The organism is Bartonella harrusi, assembly GCF_024297065.1.
GTDB classification, from domain to species: Bacteria; Pseudomonadota; Alphaproteobacteria; order Rhizobiales; family Rhizobiaceae; genus Bartonella; species Bartonella harrusi.
Window position 1 is genome coordinate 841,728 of record NZ_CP101114.1, and the last position, 26,451, is coordinate 868,178.

General features: G+C 37.0%; 22 protein-coding genes, 1 tRNA gene and 1 pseudogene. 18 read left to right on the top strand and 6 right to left on the bottom strand.

What is annotated here, in order from left to right:
* Positions 1–591: 591 nt before the first annotated feature.
* Entirely contained in the window at positions 592–5,154 is a 4,563-nt protein-coding gene (locus tag NMK50_RS03955) for a hypothetical protein (RefSeq protein ID WP_254770950.1), read from the bottom strand.
* Between the two features lie 683 nt (positions 5,155–5,837).
* Between NMK50_RS03955 and hfq the strand changes: the two genes are divergently transcribed.
* The 4 genes from hfq (at position 5,838) to NMK50_RS03975 (ending at position 10,603) form a co-directional block, all read left to right on the top strand.
* Complete coding sequence (hfq, locus tag NMK50_RS03960; RefSeq protein WP_010705211.1) at positions 5,838–6,077, top strand: RNA chaperone Hfq; 240 nt, start codon at positions 5,838–5,840, stop codon at positions 6,075–6,077.
* 56 nt (positions 6,078–6,133) lie between these two features.
* Complete coding sequence (gene hflX / locus NMK50_RS03965) at positions 6,134–7,474, top strand: GTPase HflX (RefSeq protein WP_254770951.1); 1,341 nt, start codon at positions 6,134–6,136, stop codon at positions 7,472–7,474.
* A gap of 142 nt (positions 7,475–7,616) precedes the next feature.
* Entirely contained in the window at positions 7,617–9,383 is a 1,767-nt protein-coding gene (locus tag NMK50_RS03970; RefSeq protein ID WP_254770952.1) for a hypothetical protein, read from the top strand.
* A gap of 128 nt (positions 9,384–9,511) precedes the next feature.
* Positions 9,512–10,603, top strand: a complete 1,092-nt coding sequence (locus NMK50_RS03975; RefSeq protein ID WP_254770953.1) for a COX15/CtaA family protein — start codon at positions 9,512–9,514, stop codon at positions 10,601–10,603.
* Between the two features lie 20 nt (positions 10,604–10,623).
* Here NMK50_RS03975 and argC read toward each other — a convergent pair whose 3' ends face one another.
* Positions 10,624–11,559 carry an N-acetyl-gamma-glutamyl-phosphate reductase gene (gene argC / locus NMK50_RS03980; RefSeq protein ID WP_254770954.1) on the bottom strand — a complete coding sequence of 312 codons (936 nt, stop codon included), beginning with the start codon at positions 11,557–11,559 and terminating at the stop codon, positions 10,624–10,626.
* A 338-nt stretch (positions 11,560–11,897) separates the two neighbouring features.
* Between argC and glyA the strand changes: the two genes are divergently transcribed.
* From glyA to nusB, 6 genes and pseudogenes are all read left to right on the top strand, one after another.
* Positions 11,898–13,211, top strand: coding sequence for a serine hydroxymethyltransferase (gene glyA / locus NMK50_RS03985; protein WP_254770955.1), 1,314 nt, complete (start codon positions 11,898–11,900; stop codon positions 13,209–13,211).
* A gap of 13 nt (positions 13,212–13,224) precedes the next feature.
* The gene (gene nrdR / locus NMK50_RS03990) at positions 13,225–13,707 is read left to right on the top strand and encodes a transcriptional regulator NrdR (protein WP_254770956.1); all 483 of its coding nucleotides are present in this window, start codon (positions 13,225–13,227) and stop codon (positions 13,705–13,707) included.
* Positions 13,700–14,826, top strand: a pseudogene (gene ribD, locus NMK50_RS03995) (bifunctional diaminohydroxyphosphoribosylaminopyrimidine deaminase/5-amino-6-(5-phosphoribosylamino)uracil reductase RibD). Before nrdR ends, ribD begins: the two are co-directional and overlap by 8 nt.
* A complete protein-coding gene (locus NMK50_RS04000) occupies positions 14,808–15,425 on the top strand; it encodes a riboflavin synthase (RefSeq protein WP_254770957.1) in 618 nt (205 codons plus the stop codon). Before ribD ends, NMK50_RS04000 begins: the two are co-directional and overlap by 19 nt.
* 81 nt (positions 15,426–15,506) lie before the next feature.
* The gene (locus tag NMK50_RS04005) at positions 15,507–15,965 is read left to right on the top strand and encodes a 6,7-dimethyl-8-ribityllumazine synthase (protein WP_254770958.1); all 459 of its coding nucleotides are present in this window, start codon (positions 15,507–15,509) and stop codon (positions 15,963–15,965) included.
* 2 nt (positions 15,966–15,967) lie between these two features.
* Positions 15,968–16,438 (top strand): transcription antitermination factor NusB, encoded by a 471-nt coding sequence (gene nusB / locus NMK50_RS04010; protein ID WP_254770959.1) that lies wholly within the window; start codon positions 15,968–15,970, stop codon positions 16,436–16,438.
* An 82-nt stretch (positions 16,439–16,520) separates the two neighbouring features.
* On the opposite strand, the gene NMK50_RS04015 is transcribed toward nusB, so the two are convergent.
* Positions 16,521–17,000, bottom strand: a complete 480-nt coding sequence (locus NMK50_RS04015; RefSeq protein ID WP_254771176.1) for an outer membrane protein assembly factor BamE — start codon at positions 16,998–17,000, stop codon at positions 16,521–16,523.
* Between the two features lie 216 nt (positions 17,001–17,216).
* On the opposite strand from NMK50_RS04015, the gene NMK50_RS04020 reads away from it, so the two are divergent.
* The 5 genes from NMK50_RS04020 to NMK50_RS04040 all read left to right on the top strand — a co-directional run bounded on the left by NMK50_RS04020 (position 17,217) and on the right by NMK50_RS04040 (position 21,110).
* Positions 17,217–17,774, top strand: coding sequence for a DUF177 domain-containing protein (locus NMK50_RS04020; protein ID WP_254770960.1), 558 nt, complete (start codon positions 17,217–17,219; stop codon positions 17,772–17,774).
* Positions 17,775–17,929: 155 nt separating this feature from the next.
* On the top strand, positions 17,930–19,000 hold the full coding sequence (plsX, locus tag NMK50_RS04025) for a phosphate acyltransferase PlsX (protein WP_254770961.1): 1,071 nt from the start codon (positions 17,930–17,932) through the stop codon (positions 18,998–19,000).
* Between the two features lie 49 nt (positions 19,001–19,049).
* Positions 19,050–20,024: a beta-ketoacyl-ACP synthase III gene (locus NMK50_RS04030; protein WP_254770962.1), complete on the top strand. Its 975-nt coding sequence runs from the start codon at positions 19,050–19,052 to the stop codon at positions 20,022–20,024.
* A gap of 77 nt (positions 20,025–20,101) precedes the next feature.
* Positions 20,102–20,419 (top strand): integration host factor subunit alpha, encoded by a 318-nt coding sequence (locus NMK50_RS04035; RefSeq protein ID WP_254770963.1) that lies wholly within the window; start codon positions 20,102–20,104, stop codon positions 20,417–20,419.
* A gap of 187 nt (positions 20,420–20,606) precedes the next feature.
* Positions 20,607–21,110: a MerR family transcriptional regulator gene (locus NMK50_RS04040; RefSeq protein WP_254770964.1), complete on the top strand. Its 504-nt coding sequence runs from the start codon at positions 20,607–20,609 to the stop codon at positions 21,108–21,110.
* Positions 21,111–21,142: 32 nt separating this feature from the next.
* Here NMK50_RS04040 and thrS read toward each other — a convergent pair whose 3' ends face one another.
* The 3 genes from thrS to NMK50_RS04055 form a co-directional block, all read right to left on the bottom strand.
* Positions 21,143–23,119 carry a threonine--tRNA ligase gene (thrS, locus tag NMK50_RS04045; protein ID WP_254770965.1) on the bottom strand — a complete coding sequence of 659 codons (1,977 nt, stop codon included), beginning with the start codon at positions 23,117–23,119 and terminating at the stop codon, positions 21,143–21,145.
* A 118-nt stretch (positions 23,120–23,237) separates the two neighbouring features.
* Entirely contained in the window at positions 23,238–23,591 is a 354-nt protein-coding gene (gene yidD, locus NMK50_RS04050; RefSeq protein ID WP_254770966.1) for a membrane protein insertion efficiency factor YidD, read from the bottom strand.
* Positions 23,592–24,020 (bottom strand): iron-sulfur cluster assembly scaffold protein, encoded by a 429-nt coding sequence (locus NMK50_RS04055; protein ID WP_254770967.1) that lies wholly within the window; start codon positions 24,018–24,020, stop codon positions 23,592–23,594. It lies immediately after the preceding gene.
* A gap of 138 nt (positions 24,021–24,158) precedes the next feature.
* Between NMK50_RS04055 and folE the strand changes: the two genes are divergently transcribed.
* The 3 genes from folE (at position 24,159) to NMK50_RS04070 (ending at position 26,345) form a co-directional block, all read left to right on the top strand.
* Positions 24,159–24,776 carry a GTP cyclohydrolase I FolE gene (gene folE / locus NMK50_RS04060; RefSeq protein ID WP_254770968.1) on the top strand — a complete coding sequence of 206 codons (618 nt, stop codon included), beginning with the start codon at positions 24,159–24,161 and terminating at the stop codon, positions 24,774–24,776.
* A 127-nt stretch (positions 24,777–24,903) separates the two neighbouring features.
* Positions 24,904–24,988: transfer RNA gene (locus NMK50_RS04065), tRNA-Leu, on the top strand.
* A 172-nt stretch (positions 24,989–25,160) separates the two neighbouring features.
* Complete coding sequence (locus NMK50_RS04070; RefSeq protein WP_254770969.1) at positions 25,161–26,345, top strand: alpha/beta hydrolase; 1,185 nt, start codon at positions 25,161–25,163, stop codon at positions 26,343–26,345.
* The last annotated feature ends 106 nt before the right edge of the window (positions 26,346–26,451 follow it).

Consider the following 26,451-nt stretch of genomic DNA (forward strand, 5'->3'; position numbering starts at 1 on the left):
TAAATACTTGCTTTATATTTATATTATACAAGTAAATGTGTGATTTATAAATCCTAGTTTTTTAGATCATTTTAAAAATTTTTCTCTTGTAGAAAGAATGTATACTTCAATGAATAAAAATTGATTTGGAAAATCTTTCATTGAGTATTTTGTAAACGTATTATTTTTTTTCTATATCCACTATTAGAGTTTACTTTCTCTAACGACAAGCAGGCAATGCATGTGAACAAATTTTCCTAGACTGTTAAGTTAGGTTGATATTTCTTTGTTCGCCATTCATGAACAATTTATTTGATATCAGCACAATGAATTTTCTTTACGAGCTCTGTATAAAAGAGAAGAAGTAGGGGCTAACAAAAAAGTAGAAAAGAGGCATCATTATCCCTCTTGGATTCGTCGGTTTGATCGTTGATTATGCTCTTTTGATAGGCGTGTTGTTTACAATATCACAGAACACTGTATACAAATCATTTTCTTAATTTTTAAGACACAAGACTCCATAAAAAAACGCGCATTATATGATGATAGGCTATGTATATAACTAAAAAAAAGAAAAGGTGGAAAAAACATTTTCTCCACCTCTGTTGTTCTCTATTGGATTCGACCACTTGCATGAGCAAGCATAGTATAGACTTTTCCAGTATCTGATATCAGATATTTTCGAACGGAGTGAGAAAAACCGGAACCCTGCGAGATTTCACGTAAGAGTTTTTCAAAATCTGCAATATACTGATTAACTGAACGTTTAAAATCAATATCACTCATATATTTTTTCTTAATCATTTCAAAAATATTTCTTCCGTTCACAGTATAAAGACGTTCTGTGTCGATATTTTTTTGTCCACGCTGATAATAATTCCAGAGTTCAACGACAGCATTGTGGTTAATCGCTTGTAATATCCCTGTTGCTAATGAATTAAGAGACATATTTGCAGGGCGTGTTTTTGTTTGTATGGGTGCAAAAACAGCGTTATCAGGTATTTCATCATGCCAAGTCTCTTCACGCGAAGCTCTTTCTAGGAGATTTGATACCCATTTATTTTGCCTTTTCTTGCTTTGGTCTTGTTGTAAAATAGGTTTAGGCGGCACAATTTTCTTGATGACGTCAGAAGCAATACTGTCATTTCTCTGAAGTGTTGATGATGTAGGAAGTGCTGATATGAGTCGTTCATTTACATTCTTTAGATCAGCTTTTTGTACAATATTTGCTAATTCCTTTAATACTGTAATCTGTTCATTGAGAGCAGTACGAATTGTTTGCGTTGTTTCTTTTGTTGTTGCCGGTATTTTTTGAACGCTTTCATGAATGTCATTATTAATTTGTGAAAGCTCTAAACGAATCTCATCAGCTGAACGACGGATATCTTCTGCTGCTCCTGAAAAGCGCGTCGAAGCTTCATTTATCATCTGATTAAGGGACTGTTGGAGTGAATGTGTGGAATTACGTGCATTTTTATCAGTACGTTCAAGGGCTAAGTTGAGAACATTTTCATAATGCTCAATGAGTTGATTGATTTCATTAGACTTAGCAACAAGCGCATCGCTTAATGCAGAGAGTGTATTATGTTTTTCTTCAAGTGTTATGTTCAAGGATTTTTCGGATTGTTCAAGAACGTGAACAGTTTCAGAGAGTGTTTTAGCATGTTCACCAAAACTACCTGTTATATGACTAATTTGTTCAAATGTATTTTGCGAAAGTCCTTGCAGAACTGCAACATTTTTATTGAGCGCTTGATTTGATGCTGATAAACGCTCTGTTACTTGTTGAGTGTTGTGGAAGAAATTATTTGCAGTTTCGTTAAATTGACCATCAATATTTTGAACGGTCGATAATAAAACATTGCTATTTTCGTGAAAGCTGTAAACAGATTGATTCAATTGTTTCAGGAGAGAAGAAACATTATTGACAAGATCCTCCTTTACAGTGGTCACTGCTTGAAGTGTTTCAGAATTGGTTTGTGTTAAGCTATTCACTAAAGATTCGCTGTGTGCATAAATTCTTTGTTCAACATCTTGTGTTGAGAGAGAAAGTTGTTCACCAATATGCTCTGTTAAATAACCAATTGACTCCGTTGTACTTTGTGCCGCTTGGTTTAAATGATTTGTCAATTCAGTAATTTTTTCTACATGTTCTGAAATTTGAGTAGCTGTTTGATTTTCTACTTCTTCTAAACGATTACCTACATCAGAAAGTTGATATCCTAAATTGTTTTTAAGATTCTGCATAGAATGATGAAGAACATTGCAGCGTTCGCTAAGAACTTGCTCAATTGCTGTTGTTGAAGTATGAATTGTTTCATTCAACAATGCTTGTGCATTCTGACTGGCCGTTGTGAAAGCTTCGACGGTATGTGCTGTTTGCTCAGATAAAACAGACAGAACTTTTTCACTGGTATCATAAACCGTTTGTTTTACATTTGATACAATGCGATTACCAGATTCAGAGAGAACATTTTCTGCTTTTAAAGCGACATCCGTAACAGAAGAAATGATTTGTGCACCTGTAGAAGAAAGAATATCAGAGGCTTTTATAATCTTATGATGTAAGTTATCGGTGGCGCTATTGACAGAATCCTCTAATGTAAGGCGCATATTATCAATGTTTGTTTCCAACGCTTGTTGAATTATCTGACTTTGTTCATTATTAAGCATGATAGATGTTTTTAATGTGTCAGAACGCTCTTCAAGAGCAGATGCTTGCATCGCGATTGTTTCACAGACTTGGCCAAGCTTTTCCGATAAGGTTTCCTCTAGCGTGGTTGCATGTTCAAAAATCCTGTGTGCATGAACTTCCAGATTTGTATCAAACGACTCTATGCGTGTATCAAGATTTTCAAAGAATGTACCACTCGATTGAGAGAGAGTATTCCTTAAAATTTCGCCATGGTTTTCTAAGTTTTTAATATGGCTTTGAACAGTTTCAGTAATATTCTTGTTGTTGGTCGTAATTGCATTCTCAACCAAATCGATCTGTTTCTTTAAGGCAACATCAACACGTATATCACTTTTTTCGATGAGATTATGGATTGTTTCCATCCGTTGTTCTAGTGTACGTGCTTGATCTGCAAGAACCTCGTTGAGAGAAAAACTATTAATAGCTAAAGAGTCACGCAGAGCATCAGCTCTTATATCTATATTGCGAGCTTGTGCTTCTAAGGCTTCTTTTGTTGTATTACAGCTTTGTACAATGACTTCTTGTAGTTTTTCTGTGCTTTGAACTATATTTGCAACATGGCTTTCAGCATGCTGATCAACGATTTGCATATTATCCATCAAAACTTGTCCAAGACTTGAAGTGTTTTGAGTTAAGACATCAATTTGACTTTTCAGTGTATCATCAATTTTATTTTTTTCTTTATCAAGCATGTCTGCTATCAGCTCTCTTTGATCAGAAAGCTGTAATTTGAAGTCTTTTGAGCGCTCTTGTATGATATCAACAATAGCACTATCGACATGTTGAACTTCTTCTCTTAGTCTTTCTTTGCTTTTGTCAATTGCAGAAAGAATAATTTCATGTCCGTTTGTAAATGCTTCGGTAATATCAGCTGTTTTTTCTTGGAGATTTTCATTAATTTGTAAAACATGAGACTCTAGGAAATGACCAAGTTTTTCAGCATTATCTTCGAGTATTTGACTACGAGAAATAAAGGACTCGATGATAGAATCACTGTGTTCTTTAAGAGAAAGATCAACAGTTGCTAAACGGTTTTCAAAAGCTTTAATTGCTTCTGAAGTGACGTTGTCAAATTTAGAAGAGAGATTGTATGCTTTCTCATCGAGCTGTATGATTTTTTCATCGAAACTGTGTAAAAATTGATTGTTACGATTAATAATGGATTCATCCAGCGTTTTAAATTTTTCACCAACATTTTGGAAAGTTTGGTCCGTTGCTGTTTGTATATGCGCTGCAATGTTAGCGATATGCATTTCAGCTTTAGCTGCTGTTTCATTAAAAGTTTTTTCTATTTGTTTTTCATTATTATCAAAACGCTCTGAAAAACCATCAAAGTTTTTTTCTAATTCGTGAAAAAACTCTGTGTTTTTTTGCTGAATTTGTGTTGTAGTTTCATTAAATTTTTCAACGAGCTGATCTGTTACGCCATCACCTGCGTAGGAAAGTTTTGCAACAAGATCTTCTCCCTGTTTTTGTAAAGTCTGAGAAAGGGTTTGTGCAAGCTTTTCAACATTGGTTACAATTTTAGAAGTCACTAAACCAAATTCATCACTTAGTTGCTCTTGTGTTCCTTTAATTGTTGATTGTACGCGGTCAGCATGATTTAAAATGGCTATACGTTCATTGCTCAATTCTTTAATTAATGTGTGAATGCGTGATTCATTCTCAGCATAAGCTTGTTCTAGATTATGAACTTCCCCTTGAATAATTGCTTCAAGCTCAACAGCACGCCCAAGGGTTCGTTCGATTCCCTCATTCATGGCGGTGACTTCTTCACGGATGGTTTGTCCTATCGCAAGAGCTTGTTTTTCAGAGATATGCTGTGGTTCACTAAGGCGCTGTGCAGCGTTTGTCATAAGAAGAGCAATATTATGTAATTCATTTGAACGTTTTGTTAATTGAGCAACCCCCCAAGAGATAAGAATAGGGATCGCAGTTCCAGCTGCGACTGCTAGTCCCACTGGAGATGTCATGAAGGTAGTGATATTTGATAACGAACTGAACCCTGCAGGGGCAAGCTTATGAGCAACAAAAGCACCTCCTGTTGCCCATAGAGCACTGAGCGCTGTTGTACACCAATAAACTCGAGAGGTAGAGCGCTGTTTTAATAAGCCAAAATTTGCAAGAGTTGTTATATCATCGTTAGCAGGAAGAAGTTTTGTGGACAGCAATGTCTTATGATCAGTTCCACCTAAAATGTCAGGATTAGGTTGCGAGGAAAAAAGCTGTTCAACAACGGATTCATCAATTACAGCGCTATCATGAATATTGGAAACAAGAGTTGAATTACCATTTTCAGCAAAAATTTCTTCTTCTGCCATTGCAATCTTTTGAATCAACTCATCTACATTAATGACATTTTCAGAATTGTCAGATGATATCCCTTCAATTGCTGCGTCATCAAAATCAAAGTTCATAGCTTTTGAGAGAGCTTCTTCGACTTCAATGTCAAATGTTTGTAACTTTGTTCTGCGTGCCATACTCGCCTCGTACTCTTACAGATGAAAAAGGGATACATCCTCCTTCAGAAATGTCTACATACTAACCATTAATTATTTAGAAAGGAATATGCTCTGGGTAAAATTTTAAAAACTTATCAAGATAAAGTTAACGTGATTTCTTTAACCTCTTCTAATATGATATAAAATACAATAAAAACAAGCTATTATTTTATTGTAACAAAAATAAAAATGTTGTTTACAACTTTCGTTTATAGGAAGCATTACCGGTTTGTTGTATTTGAGTAAGGGGAATTAATGGTAGTTATGCACAAGATTAAAAGAAATCTAGAGTGTGTGGAGGCAACTTATCATCTTTATTATTAAGGATCATTGAATTGGGCTATGCTTCCTGACCGTTTTTATTGAATCTAAATGGAAAAAATAAACCTCTCTTATTTTAAAAACTGTACGTTGTGAATTTAAAAGATATTGGCAAAATCTTAGGATGCAAAAAATGCCACTTTTTTTAAAGTGAGTACAATAATTTTGTATTTTCTGAAAAGTTTTTTTTAACTATTGTGTTTTTTGCCTTGAATCATGTTTTTTGGATATTAGGTTATCTTTTGCTAAATTTTAAAGCTCCTACGTTGACAATTGAATGTTTTTCAGTCGATATGCATGCACGAGTATTTTATGCAATTCGAGATAAAGGTGTAAGAATAATGGCAGAACGATCACAACACCTGCAAGATGTGTTTTTAAATACAGTGCGCAAGCAAAAAATTTCTCTTACAATTTTTCTTGTAAATGGCGTTAAATTAACGGGTATTGTAACTTCGTTTGATAGTTTTTGCGTTCTTTTGCGTCGTGATGGACACGCGCAATTGGTTTATAAGCATGCTATTTCTACAATTATGCCTGGACAGCCTGTACAAATGTTTGAAGGTGAAAGTTCGGAATAAAAAAATCACTTTAATTCTAAACCTCTAATCCCATTTTATAAAGTGCTTAGATCGTCATGATAAATGAAAATGAGAGATTGAGAGGGGTTTCTTCACAGATTGAAAAACAAGTGCGCGCGCTTGTTTTGGCCCCCATTTTTCGAAAAAATAGTGAGAGTGATTCAAGGAGTCGATCAGTCTCTTCTCGAGTCGAAGAGGCATTGGGATTAGTGCGTTCTATAAGGTTAAAAGTTGTTCATTATGAAGTCGTGCATATCTTTATGCTCCGTCCTGCAACGTTATTTGGAAAGGGTAAAGTAGATGAACTTGCCCATTATATAAGTGAAGAGGATATTGAACTTACAATTGTAGATTATTTTTTAACACCAGTGCAACAACGTAATTTAGAGAAATTATGGAATTGTAAAGTTATTGATAGAACGGCTTTGATTCTTGAAATTTTTGGGGATCGTGCACGGACAAAAGAAGGAGTTTTGCAAGTCAAATTGGCGCATTTGTCTTATCAGAAAAGCAGGCTCGTGCGTAGTTGGACACACTTGGAAAGACAACGTGGTGGAGGCGGTTTTTTAGGTGGTCCTGGTGAAACGCAAATTGAAGCGGATAGGCGTCTTTTGCAAGAAAAAATTATTCGTATCAAACGTGAATTAGAAACAGTGATGAAAACACGGGCTCTTCATAGAGAAAAAAGAAAAAAAACATCTCATCCTGTTGTTGCGTTAGTAGGGTATACCAATGCAGGAAAATCAACTCTTTTTAATCATTTAAGCGGTGCAAATGTCCTAGCAAAGGATATGTTATTTGCAACGCTTGATCCCACTTTGCGTAAAGTTATTCTCCCTCATGGAAAAGCTATTCTTTTATCTGATACTGTCGGTTTTATCTCTAACTTACCAACGCACTTGATTGCAGCTTTTAGAGCAACCCTTGAAGAAGTAGTTGAAGCTGATCTCATTCTTCATGTGAAAGATATGTCAGATCTTGATCATCGTGCGCACGCTCAAGATGTTTTAGAAGTGCTTTCAAGTCTTGGTATCGATATTGATGACACAGAGCATATTCTAGAAGTTTGGAATAAGATTGATATATTGGATGAGCATGCGTTAAATGTTTTGCAAACAAGCGCGAAAACACGGTTAAATCCTGCAGTTATGGTATCAGCACTCATGAGTGATGGATTTGATCAATTGTTAATGGCAATTGAAAAGCGAATTTTTGGAGAACTACAAAACGTTGAATGTCTTTTAAGACCTCATGAAATGTCACTTATTGATTGGTTTTATGCAAACTCTGGTGAAATAATGCAGGAAGGTCATGAGGATGGGTCAGTGACCATTAGAGCAGTCATTACCTCTGAAGCAAAAAAACAACTAGACTACATCAAGCAAAGTATGAATTAAATTTTTTGAGATATTTCTTTCTCTTTATTTATTAATTTTTACGTTTTTCTTATCGCAAAATAATATGACGTCAAGTTAAGAGGATAGTTACTACTTTCTCTTAATAAGGAAATATGAGGTCATTTTACTGGTTGAAATAAAAATGAGTCTTAAATGTAATAAAAGACTGCTTGTACACACGGTCCTACGCAATTTTTTTGTCGTTTTGCTGTTAGCGGCGTTGTGTACATTTTTTATTTGGTTGTATTACTTCATGCAGCCACGGATATACCGGGCAAGCTTGACTTTCTCACTCTCTGATTCTGTAGGAAAGCCATTGCCAACGGATAAACAAAACAATATCCTCGCCTTCCTCTTTTCACAGCCGATGTTTTTAAGAAATTCAAGCTTACAGAATTTTTCTTCAGATTCTGCTCAACAGCAAGGTTTTCATGAAAATATCCGTTTATCCCGTAATGGTGATTTTATCAATCTTACTTTTGAAGCGGGAACTTTTCAAGCTGCTGAACATGGGGTGGAAACTTGGTTTTCTGCATTTTCACAAGCAATTATAGAACAGAAAAAAAAATTATTGCTCATGCAATGGCAGGCTGGTGAACAATATGACAAGACTGAGATACCTCATATAGTGCAGGAATTTCGTTCATCTGTTGATTCTTTTATTTATGACAATGTAAAACAAACAGAGTCTGATGATCTTTCTATACAATTAACACAAGCAGTTTTAAAACGTATTCATTTAGCGAGTTTAAATTCAACTATTAATATGATGCGTGAAAATGGACAACCTTTATTATCCTTATCCTTTATTGCGGGTAACTCAGTGGTTTCTGCATTAGAATCTAAACGTGATCTTTTGGAAACACAAAGGGCGCATATGGTTGCACAATTAGGTTGGACACATCCTCAAATTAAGGCTATGACGGCAGAATTAGAAGTGATTTCTCAGCAATTAGAGAATAAGATTTTACAGATTATTCATCAAGTTCGTTCAGATGAGCTTATTGCAACGGAATTTGAAAAACAGCTCAAAAAAAGGATTAGCGTTTTCGTAAAAGGCCAATCTTACTCTTTGGATCAAATGTTTGATGCGTTCGAAAATAAAATAACAGCAGTTGTGAATGCGCAAAATAAAAAGATGGATAGAGCTTTTCCTTTGTTGCAGAATATGAAAATTCACGTAATTGTACCAACAACATTAGTTCCTCTTTCTTTTATGGAGCTTTATGGAAGAAGTGTTATTGTGAGCGTATTTGCGAGCTTAATTACTTTGTTGGGAGGAATGGTGTTTTTTTATCGACGCTCTGAAATAAAAAAAGAGCAATCAGAAGAAGATCGCTTTAAAAAGAATGAAAATACTTTAGTCGCTAAGAAAATAAAGAATTTTGAATCTTTTATTACAATAGAAGGGTTGTCCGATTTTTTGCAATGTCGTACTTCAACGGTTGTCTCAATAATTGGAACAGAAGCAGCACGAACAGCAGCAAAACTCTCTTTACATCTTATAAAAGAACGTAAAACAATCTTATTGGTAGATATTTCTGGTCAACAAATAGAAAAAGTTATTGGTCCCCATCGCGGAATGAGCGATGTTTTAACGAAGAATGCTCAGTTGCATGATGTTATTTATCGTGATTATGACACGGGCGTTGATATTCTTCCTCAAGGATTAACAAGTGCTGTTTGTGCACAAAATTTTTCAAATGAGATTCCTCATCTCTTACAAGAATTTAAAAAAGAGTACGATTTTATTATTTTAGAAATGGCGAGTGAACCCAAATATGGATTTGATCAATTTGCGGAGCTTACAGACTATTATATTTGTAGTCTTGCTCTTAACGAACAGGATTGGATGATGCAAATGGTGAATAAGTTTCCCAAAACTGTTTATCGTGTGGTTGCGTCGTAAATGTCGTAAACTACGAATGATACGCTTTAATGCTACGCTTGTTTTCTCATAAAGTTGTAGTACATATTAAAAATACTAAGAGTGATAATGTTTAGATTTTGAAATGAATTGCATGGTTGGAGAGAGACGTGGGGCAATCAGAGATGACAGTAAAAAAATTGAACGAGAGTATTTTAACATCCTTGCAAAAGAAAAATCGAAAACAAATTCAAGTGTGGCTTTATTCTATTTTGTTGCTGTGTTTGGCTATTGTTTTAGTGGGGGGCGCTACCCGTTTGACAGGGTCAGGGTTATCTATAACAGAATGGAAGCCAATTCATGGTGTCATTCCACCGATTGGTGTAGAACAATGGCAGGAGGAATTTTTAAAATACCAACAGATAACGCAATATAAGCTCCTTAATCCCGATATGACATTGAGTGCGTTTAAGACCATCTTCTGGTGGGAATGGGCCCATCGTGTTTTAGGGCGTCTTGTTGGTCTTGTGGCTTTATTCGGTCTCATTTGGTTTTGGGCGACAAAACGTATTGAAAAAAATATTTTGTTTCAGCTTGTTGTTGTACCAATTCTTATTGCATTTCAAGGCTTTATTGGTTGGTGGATGGTGGCTTCGGGTATTGGTCAGAGTCATTTGACAAGCGTAAGCCAATATCGTTTAGCATTTCATCTTATAACAGCATGTTTTGTTATTATTTTTGTTACTTATTTAGCGCGAGGACTCACGCAATATTCAGAAAGACCAGCAAATCAAAAGATTCAGTCTTTTTCTGGTTGGCTTGTTATCCTCATTTTAATTGAAATTTATTTGGGTGCCTTGGTTGCTGGGCTCCATGCTGGAAAAGTTTATAATACATGGCCACTTATGGATGGTCAGATCGTTCCTGATGGATTATTGCAGCATAATCCTGTTTGGCTCAATTTCTTTGAAAATCCTTTGACTGTTCAATTTATTCACCGTTTTTTTGCTTATTTTTTATTTATTGCAGCAATTATTCATGCTTTCTATGTCCAAAAGAGAGTTCCTCATTCAACACATTCTCGTCGTGCGTTTTTTCTATGTATTATGATAACCATTCAAGCAATGTTGGGTGTTCTCACATTGTTACATGAAGTCCCCATAAGCTTGGGGCTTGTTCACCAAAGTGTTGCCTTAGGAGTATTGTGCTTTTCAGTTGCACATTGGCGTGCAACAAAAGGGGCATATCGTGTTGTTGAATAAAAATTTGTCTCCAGAGAAGGTTAGTACTCTGAAAGCATGAGGTCGAGATTTTGAACCGCAGCTGCGGCTGCACCTTTCCCTAAATTATCTAATAGGGCACAGAGGTTGAAAATTCCTTTATGTTCATTGCCAAATACGAACAATTTCATTCCATCTTTATGTGCTAAGCATTCTGGATTGAGTTTAGTAAGAGCCTCCGTTTCTTCTTGTGATGCAACGGATATGATGTTTTGTCCACTGTAATGGTTTTCAAGGATTTCGCGCAAATCGGAACAGTTTGCTGATTTTGTCAATAAGTGACGGTGGAGTGGAATGTTGACAATCATCCCTTGAGGAAAACGACCAACACTTGGTAAAAAAATGGGTGTGTGATTGATTTGTCCATAGATTTTAATTTCTGGCACATGTTTGTGTTCAAGATTGAGTCCATAGAGAAAATAATTATCCAAAACTTCATTTTGACGAGATTGGTTTTCCATTTGTGCAATTAACTGTTTCCCACCACCTGTATAGCCGGATATTGCATTAATTGATATGGGATAATAAGCATCGAGCAGGTCTGCTTCACGGAGTGGCCGAATCAAGCTAATTGCACCGGTAGGATAACAGCCAGGATTGCTTACATAATGAGCGGCTTGGATACGTTCTTTTTGTCCTGCCGTCATTTCAGGGAATCCGTAGACCCAATTTGGTGTAACACGGTGGGCTGTTGAGCTATCGATAATTCTAATTTTTTTATTATTTTTAAGCCAATGAACTGTCTCGCGTGCGACATCATCTGGAAGACATAAAATGGCAATGTCAGTTTGATCAAGACAGTCTCGCCGAAGATCAATGTTATGTCGCTGTGTATGATCAAGGGAGAGTAATTTAAAATCTGAACGTTCGGCTAGTCGTTTTTGTATTTGTAATCCTGTGGTTCCATGTTCACCATCAATAAAAACTTTCGTTACCATTTTCTTTGCCTATTTGCCTTGAATTAATTTTTTCTACTGTACACTGTTTCTCCTATTATCAATTGTTTTAAATTATTACCAATTGAAATAATAGTCATTAACTTATTGAATTTCCTAAAATTATAGATCTTTTTTTGTAAAAGTAGGATAGAAAAAAAAGCTTTGTTCCCATTTTAATTCTTTTCGTGGGGGAAGTGCCTTTTTGTTCATATGGAAAATAAATAATAAGATAAATGTTTGCACCATTTTTGGATGAAAGTGAATGAAAATATTTGGTTTGCGCGGTTTGCTGTGTTATCGTTTAAAGACTTTATTTTTTAATATTAGGAATGTGTTTTATGACTCAACAAGAAAACGACACACAAAAGCGCTTTTTTAATGATAAATTACAGATTGCTGATGGTGCAATCTTTGAGGCAATTAGGGGAGAATTTGAGCGTCAACAACATGAAATTGAGCTGATTGCTTCAGAGAATATTGTTTCAAGAGCGGTTCTTGAAGCACAAGGGTCAGTCTTAACTAATAAATATGCGGAAGGCTATCCAAGAAAGCGCTATTATGGTGGTTGTCAGTTTGTTGATGTTGTTGAAGACTTAGCAATCGAACGCGCAAAACAGCTTTTTGGGGCTGCTTTTGCGAATGTTCAGCCTAATTCTGGTAGTCAGATGAATCAAGCTGTTTTTTTAGCCTTACTCAAGCCTGGTGATACATTTATGGGGTTGGATTTAAATGCTGGTGGCCACCTCACACATGGTTCACCGGTCAATATGTCAGGAAAATGGTTTGATGTTGTTTCCTATGGTGTGCGTCCAGAAGATCAAATTCTTGATATGAAGGAAGTTGAACGACTTGCAAAAGAACGCAAACCAAAACTTATTATCGCAGGTGGTTCATCTTATCCTCGCTTATGGGATTGGAAAAAATTCCGAGAAATTGCGGATGAAATCGGTGCTTATTTCCTCGTTGATATGTCTCATATCGCCGGTTTGGTTGCTGGTGGTGTTCATCCTTCTCCTGTTCCACATGCTCACATTGTAACGACGACAACGCATAAATCGCTACGAGGTCCTCGTGGGGGGTTGATATTAACAAATGATGAAGTTTTAGCCAAAAAAATGAATTCAGCGATTTTCCCAGGTCTTCAAGGTGGTCCTTTAATGCATGTGATCGCGGCTAAGGCTGTTGCATTTGAGGAGGCTTTGCACCCTTCTTTTAAGAGTTACAGCGCTCATGTTGTTGCTAATGCGAAAACTTTAGCAAAAACATTACAGAGTAATGGTTTTGATATTGTTTCTGGTGGGACAGACAACCATTTGCTGTTGGTTGATTTACGCTCCAAGAATGTAACAGGAAAACGCGCTGAATTGGCTTTGGGACGAGCGCATATTACTTGTAATAAAAATGGTGTTCCTTTTGATCCTGAAACACCTTCTATAACATCAGGAATTCGTTTGGGATCACCTGCTGCGACGACACGTGGTTTTGCAGAAAAAGAGTTTATTCAAGTTGGTGAACTCATCTCAGAAGTTCTTGATGGTCTTAAGGGTGCAAAAAGTGATGAGGAAAATCATGCCGTTGAAATGGCTGTTCAGGACAAGGTAAGAGACATCACCAATAAATTTCCTCTTTATTCTTATCTTACCACTTGTTAAGGATACAAAAGGGATGCGTTGTCCTTACTGCCAATATGAAGATACACAGGTGAGAGATTCTCGTCCTGCCGAGGAGGGAGCAGTTATCCGCCGCCGCCGAGTCTGTTCTGTTTGTGGTGGTCGCTTTACAACTTTTGAACGTGTTCAGCTGCGTGAGCTCTTGGTTTCTAAAAAAAGTGGTCGATGTGAGCTTTTTGATCGTGATAAGTTAATGCGATCAGTTGATGTAGCTGTGCGTAAACGCAACATTGATCCCGACTATATTGAACGAGCCGTTTCTGGTATTGTCCGTCAACTCGAGAGTTTAGGAGAGCCAGAGATTGCTTCAGAAAAAATTGGCTGTCTTGTGATGGAAGCATTAAAAAGCATTGATGATATTGCCTATATTCGTTTTGCTTCTGTCTATCGAGATTTTCGTAATGCAAGCGATTTTCACGATATTATAGACGAGTTGTCAAAGGGTGTAACGGATACAGAATCTCGTTTTGATGAATAAAAAGTTACAAGATGAGCGGTTTATGGCCGCTGCTATCCGTTTAGCAGAACGTCATGTCGGCCTTACAGGTGAGAATCCTTCGGTTGGTACGTTAATTGTGCAAAAAAGGAATGATACGGGGGCATCTATTGTGGGCTATGGTGTAACAGCCGTCGATGGAAGGCCTCATGCTGAGGTACAGGCTTTACGTATGGCTGGGACTTTAGCCCACGGTGCTACTGCTTATGTGACTTTAGAGCCTTGTTCGCATTATGGTAAAACTTCACCCTGTGTAGATGCTCTTATTGAGGCGGGTATTTCACGGGTTGTTATTGCTTTGACTGATTTAGATAAGCGCGTTGATGGTCGTGGCATTGCTCTTTTACGTGCTGCTGGTATTGAAGTGGTTGAAGGTGTTTTAGCTGAAGAAGCTTTTGAAGCGTTATGTACACATTGGTGTATAAGGACGTTACAACGCTGTGCCGTTACTTTGAAAATGGCTATTTCTGCTGATAATGGTGTGGGGAAAAAGGGACAGGGGGGAATCAAAATTAGTGGAATGATTTCTCATACCCATACGCATATTTTACGCGCTCAGAATAATGCTATTCTTGTTGGTATTGGCACTATACTAGCGGATGACCCTCAATTGAATTGTCGTTTACCAGGGATGGAAATGCGTTCGCCCATACGTATTATTTTGGATGCAGATTTATGTATTCCTCTTGATGCAAAAGTTGTTCAAACAGCAAAAAAAATTCCTACATGGATTATTTGTGATAAAAACCTTGCAAAGAAAAGCAAAAAAATGCGCTAGAACAGTATGGTGTCTCTGTGTATTCGGTAACAATGGATGATGGTTGTATGCAACCTTTTGCTCTTTTACAGATGCTTTATCAACATGGAATCAATAGCGTTTTACTTGAGGGAGGTGTAAAGACAGGAGAAAAATTTTTAAATTCTGGTTGTGTGGATCATTTGGTGTGCTTTTATGCTCCCGTTATTTTGGGAGAAAACCGTGTTGAAGCCCCTCATTTTGGAAATTATCTCTCGCAATTCCATAAGGTTGAAACAAGAATGTTTGGAAATGACCGTTTTTATAAATGGAGGCGTAAGACATTATGTTCACAGGGATTATAACGGATATCGGTTATATTGAAGACGTCCAATCTTTAAAAAAAGGGGTCCGTTTAAATATTTCTACACGCTATGCACTGGAGAGTTTAAAAATTGGTGCATCAATTGCGTGTTCAGGAATTTGTTTGACTCTCGTTGAGAGAGGATCAAAAGAAGCGAATACGCGTTGGTTTGTTGTGGAAGCTTGGGAAGAAGCATTGCGTTTAACGAATCTTGTACAGTGGACAAAAGGAACTTGCATTAACTTAGAGCGTTCCCTCCGATTAGGTGATGAAATGGGGGGACATTTGGTTTCTGGTCATGTTGACGGTTTAGCTGAAATCATTGACAAAAAAAATGAAGGGGATGCCGTTCGTTTTTTTCTACAAGTTCAAAAGCAATTTGTCCCTTTTATTGTAAGTAAAGGTTCTATCGCACTAAATGGTGTATCTTTAACCGTTAATAGTGTTGAAGATTGTATTTTTGATGTTCTTATTATTCGTCATACACTTGAAATGACAACTTGGGGGCAAGCTAAAATTGGCGATCAGGTCAATTTAGAAATCGATCCATTGGCTCGTTATGTTGCAAAGTTTTCTGGTTTTAAAGGGATAGATACGTAAGTTGAAGTGTGTTGCAGTTTTTAAAATTTTGCACTCTATAAGTCTAGATTTTTGGGTTAATTTTTCTTATGGAATTCTGTTATGATAAAAGGGATACATAAAAAAATGCATCTATTAATTGTTGAAGCGCGTTTTTATGATGGGATTTCTGATGCACTTCTTACAGGTGCAGTAAACGTTTTGCAAAAAGCTGAAGCAAGTTATGATATCGTAACCGTTCCAGGAGCATTAGAAATACCAGCGGCAATAGCGTTTGCTGAAAAAAATAATAAGGTGTCTTATGATGGTTATATTGCACTTGGCTGTGTTATTCGCGGTGAAACGTATCATTTTGAAATTGTTGCGAATGATTCTTGTCGTGCATTAATGGATTTAACTGTTCATAAACACTTGGCTATTGGAAATGGTATTTTGACTGTTGAAGATGCAAAACAAGCATGGGTGCGTGCCAAACAGGATGAAAAAAATAAAGGTGGTTTTGCTGCTAAAGCTGCTTTATGTATGATCGCTCTGAAGAAGAAATTTGGAGAGAATCATTAAATATGGCTGATATAAAAGACAAATATTCTTCGCGTTCAGCCAATAAACGTGGAGCAGCAAGACTCGCTGCGGTTCAAGCACTTTATCAAATGGATGTCGTTGGTTCTGGAGTCATGGAAACGGCAGCTGAATATAAGGCTTATCGTTTAGGAAAAGATATTGATGGAGATCAGTATCTTGATGCAGATTTTCAATGGTTTTTGGCTATAATCACTGGTGTTGTAAAAGATCAAAAACAACTTGATCCTATGCTTCATCAACAGCTTTCTGCGGAATGGTCACTTTCACGTCTTGATTCTATACTCCGTGCGATTTTGCGCGCAGGGTTATGGGAGTTGATCAACCGCCAAGATGTGCCTGTTGCTGTTGTTATGAGTGAATATGTTGATATAGCAAAAGCGTTTTTTGAAGGTGATGAGCCAAAGCTGGTTAATGCGGTTCTTGATAGCATGGCCAAAAGCATTCGCTTCTAAAAATATTCCTGCAAACCTACCTTTCTCAGAACTGGTAACAATCAGTTCTGAGAGTAATAGAATTTTCTATAGCCGTTATAACTTAATTATGCGTTGGCAAATTTGCAGGGCCTTTAATAATTTGTATTAAGAAAGGCTGCTCTTTTGTAGCGGTTGGAGTTGTTTGTGTGATAAAATCAAACACCTGTCCATTTTGTAGACCATAATTGGCTATTTTAGAAACTTGGTTATTCTTATTAAAGTAAATAGCTAAAACTTTACGGTCGATAATTTTTGTTTTCATAAATTGCATCGCACGATAGCGCGTTTGTGAGATATAATAGAAGACCTCATTATCATATTTTGTTTTTAAAGAAGGAGTTCCTAAACTTAAAATAACTTGCTCTTGGCTTGATCCAACGGAAACAGAATTAAGAGCATCTCTATCAAGGACGTAACCTTCCTGATATATCTGACTTGAACCCGAAGTATCAAGAATACTACAACCAGAAACCGCTACTATACTTGCTATTGACAGACTAATTAATAACTTACGCTTGACCAAGACCGTTATTTGGGACATTTGAAACAATGATATCTCCTATAACTTAGATATACGAAAAAAGGCAACCTCAAGTTTTTCCTCATTTTAGCTTAATCTGCCTAGCTTACATTGAGCTTCCCTGTTATAAAGTAAATTATGCCATACAGAGTTGCTTTAGAAAAGAAAAAAATGAATAAAATGTACATTGGCTCAATAAAATTGCCGTGCATACCACCCTCTATTCGGGAGACCTTAATGAATGTTCAAAATATTCCTCAAATGACATTTGCTTTGGCTTATCCAATATCAGTCCGTTCTCTCCCTGCTAAAGGTATAAAGGTTTCTATTTGTACAAACCAGCAAGAGTGTGCTCATTTGGCTAAGAATCACGATTTAGTTGAAGTGAAATCTTGTGAGGGAAAATTTCATATTTTTCCGTGGAAAAAGCGCGGGATACGTATAAAAGGTCTATTGCGGGCTCGTATAATACAGTTATGTGTCATCACATTAGAGCCATTAGAAAATATTCTTCGTGAAAATATTGAGGTTGTTTTGCTTCCTGAAAATTCAAATTTGATAAAGCCAAAAATACCAGAGGATACACAAGAATTGTTTTTAGATGCGGAGGGGATGGATCCGCCAGAAGTATTTTACGGAGATAAGATTGATATTGGTACCATTATGGAAGAATTTTTTGAGTTGTCCATTAATCGTTATCCACGCAAAGAGGGGGTAGAGATGCATATGATTGAAAATTTAGAAAAAGTTGAACAAAAGTTATCGCCATTTTCTGTTTTAAAAAGTTGGAAGTGATTATAAAAACATAAAAAATTATCTATTGTATAGCATTCTAAAAACAGTATTTTCTGCAGAGCTCTTTTTGCACGGTATGTTTTGTGGTTGTTCAATAGCAAGAAATCATAATATGCGTTTAAAAGCGCAGATAAAAAGATGTAGGATATGCAAGCGTGATTAGAATTTCTGTGGATGTAATGGGCGGTGATTATGGTCCAGAAGCGACTATTGCAGGAGCAGCAATTGTACAAAAATATTTGCCAAATATTTATTTTCTGTTCTATGGGGTAGAGGAGGTTGTGATACCGGTTTTAAAAAAATACCCTTCTTTAGCTTCCATTTCACGTTTCTATCCTACGGAAAGTTATACGCGCATGGATGAAAAGCCAAGTCAGGCACTGAGAAATGGGCGTGGTAAATCATCAATGTGGTATGCAATTGAAGCAGTGAAAAATGGGAATGCTGATGCTTGTATTTCTGCGGGAAATACAGGTGCACTCATGGCAATGTCTTATTTTTGTTTGAAAATGATGGCAGAGGCTGAACGTCCTGGAATTGCTGGTATTTGGCCAACACTTCGTAGTGAAAGTATTGTTTTAGATATTGGTGCAACGATTGGTGCGTCTGCTAATCAGTTAGTTGATTTGGCAGTTATGGGCGCAGGTATGTTTCGTGCTCTCTATCACACTGAAAGGCCGAGTGTTGGTCTTTTAAATGTCGGTGTTGAAGAGGTTAAAGGTCTTTATGAAATTAAAAAGGCCGGAATGATATTACGCGAAGTGCACTTAGAAGGGTTAGAGTATAAGGGATTTGTTGAAGGAAACGACATTGGTAAGGGAACGGTAGATGTTGTTGTAACAGAAGGTTTTTCTGGTAATATTGCTTTAAAAACCGCAGAAGGGACTGCGCGACAGATAGCTGAGATTCTAAACTCCGCTATGCGCAGTTCTTTTTTTTCATCGCTCGGTTATTTTTTATCGCGGAGTGCTTTTCGGACGCTGAAACACAAAATGGATCCAGATAGGGTAAATGGCGGGGTATTATTGGGATTGAACGGTGTTGTGATCAAAAGTCATGGGAGTGCAAATTCTAAAGGTTTTGCTTCTGCTATCCGTGTTGGTTATGAGATGGTTCATAATGGGCTTTTAAAAAAAATAACGGCTGATTTACGGCGATTTCACGAGAATAAAGAAACACTCTTTGATCAAGAAGGTGAAGCAATAATAAATGAGAAGAGATTATGATAAGCTTTTATCGTATAAGTAAAAAATATAAAAAAAAAGGTGGGGATGAATGATTCGATCGGTTGTGCGTGGTGTAGGAAGTGCCTTGCCAAAAAAAAGCTTATCGAATGATGAGATTGCGGAGTTTGTTGAAACATCAGATTCATGGATTGTGCAGCGTACAGGTATACAACAACGTTATATTGCCAATGAAAATGAGACAACTGTTTCTTTAGGAATTGAGGCTGCGCAAGCAGCACTTATCAATGCAGGGCTAACAATAAAAGATATTGATTGTATTCTTTTAGCAACCTCAACGCCAAACCGCACTTTTCCTGCTTCTGCTGTTGAAATTCAGCATGCTTTAGGAATGAGTCACGGATTTGCTTTTGATATTCAGGCTGTTTGCTCTGGTTTTATTTTTGCTTTAGCAACAGGAGATGCTTATTTACGCTGTGGAGCAGCTAAAAGAATTTTAGTTATCGGATCTGATACGTTTTCTCGAATTGTAGATTGGAAAGATCGCACCACATGTGTTTTATTTGGTGATGGTGCAGGAGCTGCTATTTTAGAAGCACGAGAAAGTAAGAGTAATATAGCTCTTGATCGTGGTATATTGGCGACAAAATTGCGCTCTAATGGTGCGTATAAAGATAAGCTTTATGTTGATGGTGGTCCTTCGACAACACAAACAACGGGCTATTTACGTATGGAAGGACGAGAAGTTTTTAAATATGCTGTTGGTATGATAACCGATGTGGTTGATGATTGTTTTGCAGATGCTGGTATAGATTCTTTACAATTAAATTGGTTTATACCTCATCAGGCCAATAAACGTATTATTGAAGCATCAGCTAAAAAATTAGGAATTGCTATCGATAAAGTTGTGATTACTGTTGATCAACACGGTAATACATCTGCGGCATCAGTGCCTTTAGCATTAACAATGGCTGTTCATGAGGGAAAAATTAAAAAAGGAGATCTTGTTATGTTAGAAGCTATGGGAGGTGGGTTTACGTGGGGAGCAATTCTTATTCGTTGGTAGATTGTAGTCGCTTGACCATATTTGAATAAAACGTATAAGTCATTTTGTAATTTTTAATTTTTAAATAGGTGGTTATAATGACAAGTAAGACAGTAACGCGTGCAGATTTAGCGAGCGTAGTTTGTAGAAGGGTAGGCTTGTCACATACTGAATCAGCAGCCTTGGTTGAGTTGGTTTTAGATGAAATTTGCAATTCACTTGTGAGGGGTGAAGCCGTTAAACTTTCTTCTTTTGCAACTTTTCAAGTTCGAAGTAAAAATGAACGTGTTGGACGCAATCCCAAAACCGGTATTGAAGCGCCTATCCCGCCACGACGTGTTGTGACATTTAAAGCTGCAAATGTACTTAAACAAAGAGTTTTGGATTCGCATCGTGTGAGACAAAAAATAACATAAATAAATGCTGTTACAATCTTTGATATTTGTTAAAAAGATTGAGTCGGCTGATTTTTGTATTTTATCTTATACAAAAGGCTTTTTAGTTTGAGAGTATGGTTCTCTTTTTGGCTAATTTTATTGAAAAATTAAAAATTGATGGGACATTGTCGAAACATTGGTATTGTTTTAGATAAGGTGTGGCAAAATGGATAAGAGCTCTGATGCTTTTCGCACAATTAGCGAAGTAGCCGAGTTGTTGGAGATTCCGCAACATGTTTTGCGATTCTGGGAGACGCGTTTTCAGCAGATAAAACCAATGAAACGTGGTGGAGGAAGGCGCTATTATCGTCCGACAGATATTGATTTGCTCAATGGTATTAAGCGGTTGTTGTACGATCAGGGTTATACCATAAAAGGCGTGCAACGCCTTTTGAAGGAGAATGGCGTTGCTTTTGTTACGGCATTTGGTAATGGTGACCTTGATTCTATGAATGTTGTCATAGAGAAGAAACAGGCCGGACAATCTTTTGAAAATTCTCATAATAAGCCTAAAAAATCTTCTTTTGGGCTTTTAAGTTTCATGAGGAGTGAGGGAGAAGCATCTGTTGGATCTGTCAATACGCATAAAGACAAAACTGATAAAGCATTGTTGCAGGAAACACTGTTTGAATTAATCGAATGTAAACGTGTACTTGATAGAGTGCGATAACAACGGTCCTTTCTATTTTTTAGCGTTGTTTTTTAGATATTTATTAATCGGTGTAAATCTGGTGGTGTTGCTTCCTGCGTGAGTTGCTTAATTGCTTCTTCTGTAGACAAGGAAACAGGATTTGTGCTTCCTAAGCGGCGCATGTTTACACTGTTCGTCTCAAATTCACGTTTGCCACATACCAAAATTATCGGAACTTTTTGTAAAGAGTGTTCACGTATTTTATAGTTAATTTTTTCATTACGCAGATCTAATGTTGCAGAAAGTCCAGCAGCTTTAAGTTTCGCTGTTATTTTTTTTGCATATTCATTTGCTTCGGATGTAATTGTTGCTACAACAATTTGTTCAGGGGCAAGCCAGAGTGGTATATGTCCAGAAAAATTTTCGATTAACATACCAAGAAAACGCTCCATTGATCCAAAAATAGCTCGGTGAATCATAACAGGTTGGCGTTTTTCTGAATCTTTATCAATATAAAATGCACCAAAACGTTCTGGGAGATTAAAGTCTATTTGTGTTGTTCCACATTGCCATTCACGACCGATAGCATCTTTTAATGTATATTCAAATTTTGGACCATAAAATGCACCTTCACCTAGAAGAATACTGGTTTTTATTTGTCCGGCAAATTTTGTTTCAATAGTTTTGAGAACGGATTTCATGATATTTTCTGCATGTTCCCATAACGCATCAGATCCAACTCGCTTTTCTGGACGTGTTGAAAGCTTAAGGCTGATTTCTTTAAAACCAAAATCAGCATAAGTTGATAAAATTAAATCATTAATATTGAGGCATTCATCTTCTAACTGCTCATCTGTACAGAAAATATGTGCGTCATCTTGTGTAAAGCCGCGTGCACGCATAAGACCATGGAGAGCCCCTGAAGGTTCATAACGATGGACAAGACCAAATTCAGCAAGTCTTATAGGCAAATCACGGTAAGATTTTAAACCATGTTTAAAAATTTGTACGTGACCAGGGCAATTCATTGGTTTAAGAGCATAAACAGTTTCATCATCCCAATCCTCAGCTGCTGGAATTGTTTTGAACATATTCTCCTTATACCATCCCCAATGTCCAGATATTTCCCAAAGCGATCTATCGAGAACTTGTGGTGCATTTACTTCAGCATATTGATGATCATCTAGACGCCTACGCATATAGTTGATCAAATTTTGGAACATTTTCCAGCCTTTTTTATGCCAAAAAATCATTCCTTGTCCTTCTTCTTGGAAATGAAATAAATCCATTTCACGTCCTAAGCGGCGATGATCACGTTTTTCAGCTTCTTCTAGCATGTGGAGATAAGCTTTTAAGTCATTTTCATTGGCAAATGCTGTGCCATAAATTCTCGTGAGCATTGGATTATTGGAATCACCGCGCCAATAAGCTCCTGCGACTTTCATCAGTTTGAAGGCGTTTCCTATTTGCCCAGTAGATTGCATGTGTGGTCCACGGCAAAGATCAAACCAATCACCTTGATAATAAATTTTTAAATCTTGATTTTCAGGGATACTGTCAATAAGCTCTATCTTATAAAGTTCGCCCTTTTCAGAAAAAACCTCTTTTGCTTTTTTACGAGACCAAATTTCTTTTTTAAAAGGCTTATTGCGTTGAATAATTTCACGCATTTTTTTCTCAATAATCGTGAGATCATCCAATGTAAAAGGTTGTTGGCGTGCGAAATCGTAATAAAAACCATTTTCAATGACAGGACCAATTGTCACTTGTGTGTCAGGAAAGAGTTCTTGCACTGCTTCAGCTAACACATGTGCACAATCATGGCGGATGAGTTCAAGAGCACGTGGATCTTCTCGGGTGATGATTTCTATTTGACCAGATTGTTCTAATGGATCTGATAGATCTCGAGTGATTCCGTTGAGATTGTAGGCGACTGCTTTTTTTACAAGTGATTTAGAAATGGTTTGTGCCAATTCTAAACCAGTCATTTTGCTAGGATAATCACGTTGTGAACCATCAGGAAAAGAAAGAGAAATAGAACAAGACATAAAACACCCTTTTAATCCAATTCCGCTAACGCTTGCGGATGGTTTCCTGAAAACTGAATTATATTTAATTTAAAGCTTATAGGCTTTTTTTATCAATAGGCATGGAAAAAGAAAAGAACTATTTATTGTATTTTGTAGAAATTTTCCAGTAACGCCAAGGTTTATAAAAACAACAACTTTTTTCAAGAGCGGGAGGTACTGGATCAAATCCATATGTTCCAAATGGACCACAACGTATGATACGAAAAAATCCCATCCATGCACCAGCCCATAGTCCGTGGCGTGCGATTGCTTCATAAATATATTCTGAACAGGTTGGTGCATGACGGCATTGATTTCCTATAAGGCTGGAAAGCGTTATTTGATAGAAACATATCAAGAAAATACCCAATAATCGTCCAGGCGTTTTTCGCCAAGGCCCTCTATAATTTCGCGTTCTCCTGTTTTTCTGTCGGGGCTGGAATGTGAGCATTTATTTTTCCTCAATTTGTTCAATACAATCGATGACGGCATCAAAGGGAAGCATGACTGATGTATGACGTGCTTTAAAGTTTTTAATCGGTTGCAAACAAGAAAATGCTTCAAATGGAGCTTGAGGAGGTGGTCCACCTTTCGTTAGCATATGATGAATAATTTTACGTAACATTTTAAGATCTTGTGTTGTTTGTCCTATAATATGGGATGCTAAAAGGGAAGCCGAAGCTTGTCCTAGCACACATGCATGTCCTTCGTGAGCAAACTCTGTGACGATATTATTTTTTATTTTTAGATCTACAGTAATTGTTGACCCGCAAAGGCGTGCGTGTTTTTTTGATGTTGCATCCGGATTATTAAGACGTCCAAATTTGCTTATATGGGCGGCATATTCAAGTATTTTATCACTGTAGAGACTGTCAATCATGAGTTGTCGCCTGAAATTTTGAGAGTTTTGATTGCTTAACCTTTTCATTCGTTTATATAGAGATTATACAAAATGAAATAGATATGAAGCAAATCCTTTGCAGAGCATAAATGAAGAGGATAAAATTGGAGTTTTTAAATGCATGATATTGTTAAAGGAGGTTTTGTAGATCCATTTTCATCTGAAAAGCCTCCTAGTTTTGGAGAGGTAGAAGAAGCGATTCGTACATTGTTATTATGGATGGGGGAAAATCCAAATCGAGAAGGGCTTGTCAACACTCCAAGACGTGTAGCTAAAGCGTATCGTGAGCTTTTTATTGGTTATAGAAAATCTGTCGAAGAAATTTTAGATACAGTTTTTGAAGAAGTCTCAGGATACAATGATGCAATAATCATGAAAAATATTCCTTTTTATTCACATTGTGAGCACCATATGATCCCCATTGTTGGGAGAGCTCATATTGGGTATTTTCCTGGCTCAAAGATTGTTGGCCTTTCAAAAATTGCCCGTGTTGTCGATATTTTTGCTCGTCGCTTACAGACACAAGAAGCTATGACCTCTCAAATAACTGATGCTTTGGCAGTGCATTTACAGCCTCGTGGTGTTGCGGTTTTGATTGAGGCTGAACACATGTGCATGACTATGAGAGGAATTCAAAAGCAAGGTACGACAACGATTACAACAAGTTTTCGTGGTTGTTATGAAGAAGATCAAAGTGTACAGGAAAACTTTATAAAGATGACGCAAAGATTATAATTTAAAAAGTGTATTGTCTATTGCACTACAATCATTTAGGGAAAATAAAAATCATAGGAAAAAAAAGAGGCTTGTACCTAGCTTTATGATTTGTTAAAGCCAGAAATGAGTATACTTTTTTCTCCGTGCGGTCGTGGCGGAATTGGTAGACGCGCAGCGTTGAGGTCGCTGTGGGGCAACCCGTGGAAGTTCGAGTCTTCTCGACCGCACCAGTTAGATTTTCTATCTAAGAGGGGTGCTTTTGTGCATTGCAGTGGGTAGGAGCTTCGTGTATTATCCATTAGTGCATTTTTAGTGATGCTTTATTTCAGGGAGAATGGAAGTGTTATTTTTGCCTGTAAATTTGAAAGATTGATCTTTTCGTTGGGGCTGCTTGGTATTGTCGTGAGAATTACAGTGTTTTTAAAGTATTTGATATTCTTCGTTTGTCTTTCTTTATTAACGGCGTGTAGTACATCCCGTGCTGTGCTTTGGCATGGGGTCCACGCAACACCGTCTATGATTGCAGTACAAAGAGAAGTTGAAGATAGGCAGATTCTTCCAAAAACTGTTGTTCCAGTGTATGTTGCAACAAGTCGTATGATGCAAAATAACTATTCTCAGCCTTATGGAGCAGAGCGATCAAATAAAGTGCACTATAACCGCGTTGACGTAGGGATCCCTCAGCTACATGTAAAGGGTCTTGTTGAAATAAACGCTTATAAACCTACCCATGATAAGTATTTTGCAGCAGTAGCGTTACAAAAATACGATAACAAAGAACAGTTTAAGCAGCAATTAAATGCTGCTTTAGCAAAAAAGCCCAAAGGAAAAAGAGAAATTTTTCTTTTTATTCATGGCTATAATAACAACTTTGCTGATGGTGTATTCCGTACAGCACAATTTTCATACGATTACTCTTTGGATGTTGTTTCCGTACACTATTCTTGGCCGTCTGCTGGATCAGTTCCTCTTTATCTTTATGACCGTGATAGCGCTAATTTTGCGCGTGATGGACTGATAGAACTTTTGAAAGTCATCAGTGAAACTAATGCTGATCAGATTTCGGTTATTGCGCACTCTATGGGCAATTTTGTTATAATGGAGTCATTTAGAACTTTAGCATTACAGGGGAACTGTAAACCTATTCGCCGTATTACAAGTTTTTTAATGGCAGCGCCGGATATTGATGTTGATGTGTTTGAACGTCAGCTTAATGATATTAAAAAATTGCCTCAACCTACAGCCATTTTAGTCTCTCGTGCGGATAAAGCGCTCGCTGTTTCCGGACGTCTTACGGGAGGACATCATCGTGTGGGAGATGGTTCAGACATTGAAATGTTGCGTAAAAATGGAATAGCTGTTCTTGATGTCTCTAATGTTGATGGTGGAGCGCATAATGTTTTTGCATCTTCACCAACATTGATGGCTCTTTCTCGAGAAGGTTCGTTGGCTTCAAAAATTATGCAAGGTACAGAATTATCACCTAGTCAGGCGCTTCTTGCTGATAGTAGTACCGTTTTGGAGAAAACAACCCATCTTATTCTTTATACACCTGTACGTTTTTTAACTTCTACGGTGCAACATTGAGTGTGAGAAAAATTGAATTTTCTATTAAATACAAATGAATACAGATAATATTTTTTAGCACTTTCTTTAGAATAGCTTTGTAAAATACAAACGAATAGTGGAATGA